General features: G+C 64.9%; 6 protein-coding genes, 1 tRNA gene and 1 other RNA gene. 1 reads left to right on the forward strand and 7 read right to left on the reverse strand.

Translation table 11 applies throughout. The features are described 5' to 3' along the window. From AC062T_RS06340 to AC062T_RS06360, 5 genes are all read right to left on the reverse strand, one after another. On the reverse strand, positions 1–1,094 hold a 1,094-nt coding region (locus AC062T_RS06340), incomplete at its 3' end, for a DNA polymerase III subunit gamma and tau (RefSeq protein WP_476028423.1). 77 nt (positions 1,095–1,171) lie between these two features. Next, complete coding sequence (locus AC062T_RS06345) at positions 1,172–2,302, reverse strand: acetate/propionate family kinase (protein ID WP_476028425.1); 1,131 nt, start codon at positions 2,300–2,302, stop codon at positions 1,172–1,174. Further along, positions 2,299–4,404, reverse strand: coding sequence for a phosphate acetyltransferase (gene pta / locus AC062T_RS06350; RefSeq protein ID WP_476028427.1), 2,106 nt, complete (start codon positions 4,402–4,404; stop codon positions 2,299–2,301). The genes AC062T_RS06345 and pta overlap by 4 nt, the downstream gene beginning before the upstream one ends. Before the next feature lie 84 nt (positions 4,405–4,488). Further along, positions 4,489–4,585, reverse strand: an RNA gene (gene ffs / locus AC062T_RS06355) — signal recognition particle sRNA small type. Between the two features lie 38 nt (positions 4,586–4,623). Continuing rightward, positions 4,624–6,081, reverse strand: coding sequence for a benzaldehyde dehydrogenase (locus tag AC062T_RS06360; protein WP_476028429.1), 1,458 nt, complete (start codon positions 6,079–6,081; stop codon positions 4,624–4,626). A gap of 170 nt (positions 6,082–6,251) precedes the next feature. Here AC062T_RS06360 and AC062T_RS06365 point away from each other — a divergent pair. Further along, positions 6,252–6,339: transfer RNA gene (locus AC062T_RS06365), tRNA-Ser, on the forward strand. A gap of 67 nt (positions 6,340–6,406) precedes the next feature. Here AC062T_RS06365 and AC062T_RS06370 read toward each other — a convergent pair. Then, positions 6,407–6,958: a TetR/AcrR family transcriptional regulator gene (locus AC062T_RS06370; protein ID WP_476028431.1), complete on the reverse strand. Its 552-nt coding sequence runs from the start codon at positions 6,956–6,958 to the stop codon at positions 6,407–6,409. A gap of 9 nt (positions 6,959–6,967) precedes the next feature. Then, positions 6,968–7,453 (reverse strand): phosphatase PAP2 family protein (locus AC062T_RS06375; RefSeq protein WP_476028433.1); only part of this gene is annotated, 486 nt, incomplete at its 5' end.

A 7,453-nucleotide genomic window follows, 5' to 3' on the forward strand; every position in this document is an offset into this window, starting at 1 on the left:
CGCGCGAGCATGAGCTCAAGGTGGAGACGCGGCGATGTCGCCCCGGTCATCTCGGTGAGCGCCGCGCCCACGATATCGGCGGTCCGACTGAGTTCGGCCTGCCCAAATCGTGAGGCTTGGAGCGCCATGGTGTCGAGCTCGTCGGCCTGCACCCCGCGCAGCACCGCGGCAGCGCCGTGGTGGTTGCCCGCGGGGAACGCGCTCACGACAATGAGGTCGCGGAGACGTTCAAGCAGATCCTCAACGAAGCGACGCGGATCCTGCCCGGTCTGGATGACGCGATCGACGGCCTCGAATGCCGCGGCGGCATCCTTGGCTCCGAGGGCATCGATGACCTCGCCCAGCAGCGCGCCGTGCGTATAGCCGAGCAGGGCGACCGCGCGCTCATACTGCACGCTCGCTGCCTCGGACCCGGCCATGAGCTGGTCGAGAAGAGACAGGGTGTCGCGAACCGACCCGCCTCCGGCGCGCACGACGAGGGGCAGCACGCCCGACTCGACCTGAACGCTTTCGCTCTCGCACAACTGCCCCACGTAGTCGAGCATCTGGGCGGGCGGCACAAGCCTGAATGGATAGTGATGGGTGCGCGAGCGGATCGTGCCGATGACTTTGTCTGGCTCGGTGGTCGCGAAGATGAACTTGACGTGCTCCGGCGGCTCTTCGACGATCTTGAGCAACGCGTTGAAGCCCTGCGGCGTGACCATGTGGGCCTCGTCGAGGATGAAGATCTTGAACCGGTCGCGCGCGGGGGCAAACACCGCTCGCTCGCGAAGGTCGCGGGCGTCGTCGACACCGTTGTGGCTCGCCGCGTCGATCTCAACGACGTCGAGTGATCCCCCACCGTCGCGCGACAGCTCGACACAGCTGGGGCACACGCCGCAGGGAGTGTCGGTGGGGCCTTCTGCGCAGTTGAGGCACCGCGCGAGGATGCGAGCCGAGGTGGTCTTGCCACAGCCGCGAGGGCCGCTAAACAGATACGCGTGATTGACCCTGTTGGTGCGCAGGGCCGTCATCAACGGATCGGTCACCTGCGACTGGCCGATGAGTTCGGCAAAGGTCTCTGGCCGGTAGCGGCGATAAAGGGCGGTAACCACGGGGTCAATCGTAGTCGGGGCCACCGACGCCCGAGCTGTGCGAGTTTCGCGGTCCGTGTCAGGGGGACCTGTCGGCGCTATACCCCGACGAGCGCTGCCGTCTGCCGGGCGATCTCCAACTCCTCATTGGTGGGGATCACAAGCACAGAAACGCTGGCGCCCTCCGGCGAAATGTAGCGAGCCGCGCGCGAGGCGAGCTCGTTGCGATCGTCGTCGATCTCGATGCCGAGAAACTCCAGGCCGGCGAGCGCCCTGCGCCTGAGGAGGGAGTTGTTCTCGCCGATGCCCGCGGTGAAGACCAGGGCATCCAGACCGCCCAGCTCGGCAATGTAGGCACCGATGTAGTGCCGGATGCGGTGCCGCCACACTGCGAGCGCCGCCTGCGCCGCGGTATTGCCCCGCGAGGCGGCCTCTTGCACATCGCGCATATCGCCAGAACCCGTGAGCCCGAGAAGCCCGCTGCGCCGATTGAGGAGAACATCCAGCTCGTCGATGGAGAGGCCCGCCTGCCGAGCCAGGTGAAAGATGACGCCGGCATCGATGTCGCCAGAGCGAGTGCCCATGACGAGACCCTCGAGCGGAGTTAGCCCCATCGACGTGTCGATTGAGCGCCCTCCATCGATAGCGGCGACGGATGCCCCGTTGCCGAGGTGCAAAACGATCGTCTTGAGAGACTCCAGCGGGCGACCCAAGAACTCGGCGGCGGTGCGTGACACATATTCGTGGGACGTTCCGTGGAATCCGTAACGCCGAACTCTGTACTGGGCGGCGAGCTCCGTGTCGATCGCATACGTGTAGGAATCGGCCGGAAGCGTCTGATGAAACGCGGTATCGAAGACCGCGACGTGCGGCACGGTGGGCAGCGCGATCTTGGCCGCCCGAATGCCGAGCAGATTAGCGGGGTTGTGGAGTGGCGCCAGCGCGGAGAGGTCGTTGATCTCAGCTTCCACCTCGGCCGTGACCAGGGCGGGGCCATCAAAGTTCGGCCCTCCATGCACGACCCTGTGGCCAACGGCGGAGATTTCGGCGCTGCGATCACCGAGCTTGGCCAGCACAATGCTCATGCCGAACTCGTGGTTGGGCACGGGAGAGCCCTCTTCGCCGATTCTCTCGAGCAGTCCGCTCACGACGGCCGCTCCCGTCGCCAGGTCGATGAGCTGGTATTTGATCGAGGATGACCCCGAATTGATCACGCAGACGAGGCTCATTCGTGCCCCTGTGCTACCGCGCCGGTTGAGGCAGCCTGGATGGCGGTGATGGCAACCGTATTGACGATGTCTTGCACGAGCGCGCCCCTCGAGAGGTCGTTGATGGGTTTATTGAGACCCTGCAGAACGGGGCCGATTGCCACAGCACCAGCGCTTCGCTGCACCGCCTTGTAGGTGTTGTTGCCCGTATTGAGGTCGGGAAAGATGAACACGGTCGCCCGCCCGGCCACAGCGCTGTCTGGCAATTTGGAGCGGCCAACGGATGCATCCACCGCGGCGTCGTATTGAATGGGGCCGTCGACCATGAGATCGGGTCGACGCTCCCGCACGAGCGCCGTGGCCTGCCGCACCTTGTCGACATCCGCTCCCTTGCCCGATTCCCCCGTGGAGTAGGAGAGCATGGCGATGCGCTGTTCGATGCCGAATTCCTCGGCTGTTTCGGCCGACGAGATAGCGATATCCGCCAGCTGAGGGGCGTCGGGGTCTGGGTTAACGGCGCAATCGCCATAGACCAGCACCCGGTCTTCGAGGCACATGAGAAACACGCTGGAGACCACGGAGACGCCGGGTTGCGTCTTGATGATTTCGAACCCGGGCCGGATGGTGTGCCCTGTCGTGTGCGCCGCGCCCGAAACCATGCCGTCGGCGAGCCCAAGGTGCACCATGAGCGTGCCGAAGTAGGAGACGTCGGTGACGATGTCGAGCGCGTCTTCAACCGTCACGCCCTTGTGTGCGCGCAGCCGCGCATACTCCAGCGCGAACCGCTGCCGCAGGGTCGTGTCGAAGGGGCTCAGCACCTCGGCTGCCGAAATATCGAGCCCCAGGCCGCTGGCCCGCGCTCGCACCTCGCTCTCCTCACCCAAAATGGTGAGTCGCGCCACACCGCGACGCAGGAGGGTGCTCGCCGCTCGAAGGATGCGGTCGTCGTCGCCCTCGGGTAAAACGATGTGTCGCTGCACCGAGCGGGCCCGATCGAGCAGGTCGTACTCGAACATCAGCGGGGTGATGGTGTCGGTGCGCGAGACCTCAAGCTTGCGCAGCAGCTCCTGCGAGTCGACATGCTGCTCGAAGAGCGCGATCGCCGTGTCGTACTTGCGTGTGGAGTCTGCCGCCATGCGTCCCCGCGTCTTGGTAACCCGCCGGGCCGTGTCATACGTGCCGAATCGCGTGCTCACGATGGGAAGGCTCGTGCCGAGGCCATCGATGAGGCGCTCGATCTGCGGCAACAGCTCGAATCCGCCGTTCAGGATGATTCCAGCGAGAGAGGGGAACGTGTCGGAACTGTGCGCCATCAGCATGCCGAGAAGCACATCGGAGCGATCCCCCGCCACAACGACGACGGCACCGTCCATGAGGCGAGTGAGACAGTTCTCCATCGACATGCCGGCCATGACCACTCCGAGGGCTTCTCGCTGAAGCAGCTCAGCATCCCCCTTGATGAGGGTTCCTTCGACGGCGTCGAGAAGCTGTTGCATGCTCGGGGCGATGAGAAACGGGTCCTCGGGGATGGCCCAGACGGGGATATCGCCAGCGACCTCGCTGAGCTCCGCCACGATTTCGACGAGATGGTCGGGGTCTGACCGGTTAGCGACGACCCCGATCGTGTAGGCATGGGCGGCCTCAAGCTCCTGCATCGCGAGGCCGAACACCTGCTGCAGTTCGTCGGGCGTGCGGGCTCCGCGCTCGTCGGACTGCCCGCCGATGACGAGCAGGACGGGCGCGCCAAGGTTGGCGGCGATCCTCGCGTTGTAGGAGAGCTCGGTCGGGGTGCCGACATCCGTGTAGTCGGAGCCCAGGATGACAACGACATCGCACTGGCGTTCGACCGCCTTGTAGCGCTCCACGATGCGTGAGAGCGCCGCCTCTGGGTCTGAATGCACCTGGTCGTAGCCAACGCCGACGCAGTCCTCGTAGCTCAGATCGACACCGTCGTGGTCGAGCAGTAGCTCAAGCACGTAGTCGCGCTCCGCGATGGAGCGAGCGACGGGCCGGAACACCCCTACCCTGCCGGTTTCGTGGCTCAGGGTGTCGAGCAGCCCGAGCGCAATTGTCGACTTGCCGGCATGTCCCTCGACAGAGGTGATGTAGATGCTTTTGGCCACGCGTCAACCCTACGCCTCGCAGGTTCGGCCGCCAGGGTGGGCGGCACAGGCTGCGACTCTTGCCAAATAATCTTGTCGTTAACGAGAAAGGACCCCTCGCGCACCTGCCAGAGCCCGGTTACCCTTGCTGCATTTCTGCCCTGGGGGAGTTGGCCTGGATGGCACCACGCGAGGAGCCGTTTTCTACTTTAGCGGAGATCGAGACCCGCTTTTGAACCCTTAGAACGGATACGGTGCGATCTCGGGGCGCATCGTGAGCCACTGGGTCTCGGTGAACGCCTCGATGTTGGCCGCGGCGCCACCGAATCGGGAGCCGGTTCCGGATGCCCCTACGCCGCCGAACGGAGAGTTGGCCTCGTCGGAGACGGTCTGCTCGTTGATATGGATCTTTCCCGAGTGGATGCGGTCGGCGACCTTCATTGCCAAACCGACGTCTCCCAGGATTCCGACCGAAAGCCCGAACTCACTCGAATTAACGAGCTCGATGGCCTCGTCAATCGTGGAGTAACTGATCACGGGCGCGACCGGTCCGAAGATCTCGTCGGTCCACGCCCGGTTCTCCGCGCTGAGCCCCGAGAGCACTGTGGGCCGGTAGAAGAGGCCCTCGGAGGTTCCGCCAGCGGAGAGCGTCCCGCCCGCAGCGACCGAATCCTGAACGATCGAGTCGATGTGGGTGCGCTGCTTCTCGTCGATGATCGGGCCGAGCGCGACCTGCTCCTGCGCCGGGTCGCCGACCGGCAGACCGTTTGCCTTCGCCGCGAGCAGTGCGACGTACTCGTCGTGGATGCTCTCGTGAACAACGTGGCGACCGGTCGTCATGCAGATCTGCCCCTGGTGCATAAACGACCCGAAGGCACCCGCCGAGACAGCCTTCTCGAGGTCGGCTCCGGGCAAAACGATGAGGGCGTTGTTGCCCCCGAGTTCGAGGTGGGCACGCTTGAGGTGACGCGCGGCCGCCTCACCGACCTTGCGACCGGCAGGGGTTGAACCCGTGAACGAGATGATGCGAACCTCTGGTGCCTCGACAACCGCGGCCCCAACATCCGCCCCACCGGGCAGTAGCTGGAGAACTCCGGATGGAAGCCCCGCTTCTTCGAAGATGCGCATGAGCACGACGCCGCCGGAGACGGCGGTGCGGGGGTCTGGCTTGAGCAGAACGCTGTTGCCGAGTGCGATGGCCGGGGCCACCGAGCGAATCGACAGGATGAGCGGAAAGTTGAAGGGGGCGATCACACTGACGACGCCGGCCGGGAGACGACGGGCGAATGACCAGCGGTCTTCGTTGGAGGTGAGCACATCCCCGTGCGGGTGCCCGGGAAGCCCGGCGGCCTCGTAACACTCGTTCGCTGCGATGTGCGTTTCGAGCTGAGCCTTGGGAGGGATTCCGCCGCTCTCTCGCACGATCCAGCCCTGGATCTCCTCCGCGTATTCTTCGAACAGCTGCCCGGCACGACGCAGAACTGCCGCGCGCTCCTCAGGCCTGCGCTTACCCCAGTCGACCTGGGCCCCCGCCGCTGCCGTTGCCGCCTCCAGGGCATCCTCTGTCGTCGCCGCTCCGACAGAGCCGAGGCTGCTGCCCGTTGCCGGTTCGGTGACCGGCAGGATGCCTCCGCGCCCCTCTACCCAACCATTCAGGTAGATCTTGCCGTGCCAGAGGGAGGTTTCGAGCAACGTCATGGTGTTCTCCTTGTAGTTCTTTATTCGTGCCGTTGGCTGACTAGATTCTGCGCCCGCGGGGCTGGGCGTTCTCGGTGGACTGCCGCAGCTCGCCGTGGGTGGACAACGGGGCCCGCGAAATCGCGTAAGATTCTGTGAGGTCGTTGCCGGGCAGCCGGAATCGATCGCCAGGAGAATTCGCCTAGTGGCCTATGGCGCACGCTTGGAAAGCGTGTTGGGTGCAAGCCCTCGGGGGTTCGAATCCCCCATTCTCCGCCAGTTTCAGCCGAAAGCCCCGTGCATCCGCCCGGGGCTTTCGTCGTATAGCGCGCTGTGTCTGGCGCCTTCACTCCTCGGGTGCGAACTCCGCTATCGTCTGCGAGACCCTCGCCCACATGTCGTCGAGCAGCTCGGACGAAAATGCCCCCACAAGCTCGAGGCTAAGCACACCGTGCGCGTACCCCCAGGCGCTCATGGCACCCACCGGCCCGGCCACGAAGGCCCGGAGACGAGACACGGCCGCACGGTCGACTCGCTCAGAATCTGTGCCCGTGAACGGCTTGCTGTGCATGAGCAGGTAGAGCTGCGGATTCGCGAGGCCGAATGCGCGGTAGGCCGAAACCAGCGCCGTGATGTGGTCGAGACGCGAGCCCTCCGCCGCGCCAGCCGCTGGGCCGATGTAGTCATCGGCGAGACGGGCGAACCCCAGCGTGATGAGCGCAGCCTCGATGTCGGCCTTGCTGGTGAACTGCTTATACAGCGACGGCGGCTTGATTCCTGCCTGGCGGGCGACGGCACCAACACTGAGGGATGCGAACCCGTCTCTCTCCAGCACTTCGAGCGCCACATCTACGAGCTCATTTCGGCGGGTCTGGTGTTCGACTTTCGGGTCAGTCATGAGCAAACCTTACTCACTAGTGCGCGCGGCGGCAGGCCGATTACCCAATCGTTCGCGCTCAGCAGCAATTCGTGAGGCGAACGGTGCCCACACGATGATGGCGACACCAGCCCCCACCAGCAACCCGCCGACGGTGTCACTGATCCAGTGCGCCCCCAGATAGGTGCGGGCCACCATCATGAGCACCGTATAAACGGCACCCGCCGCCCACACCCAGGTGCGGCCGACGATGATGCCCAGCGTCACGGCGATGGTCGCAGCGTTGGCGACGTGCCCCGACGGAAACGAGCCAACATCCGCCACCACCATGATGTCTTCTGGCCTGGGGCGCAGATAGAGACCCTTGAGAAGCTGAACCGCGCCGGCGCTCGCGATCGCAGCGATCAGGTAATACAGCGCGGCCCAAAACCGGCGCAGCAGGCAGAGCACGATGACCGTGGCGATAGGCACAACAAAAATGCCGACAATGCCGCCGCCGAGCCAGTTCAAGAACAG

Source organism: Homoserinimonas sp. (assembly GCF_056262345.1).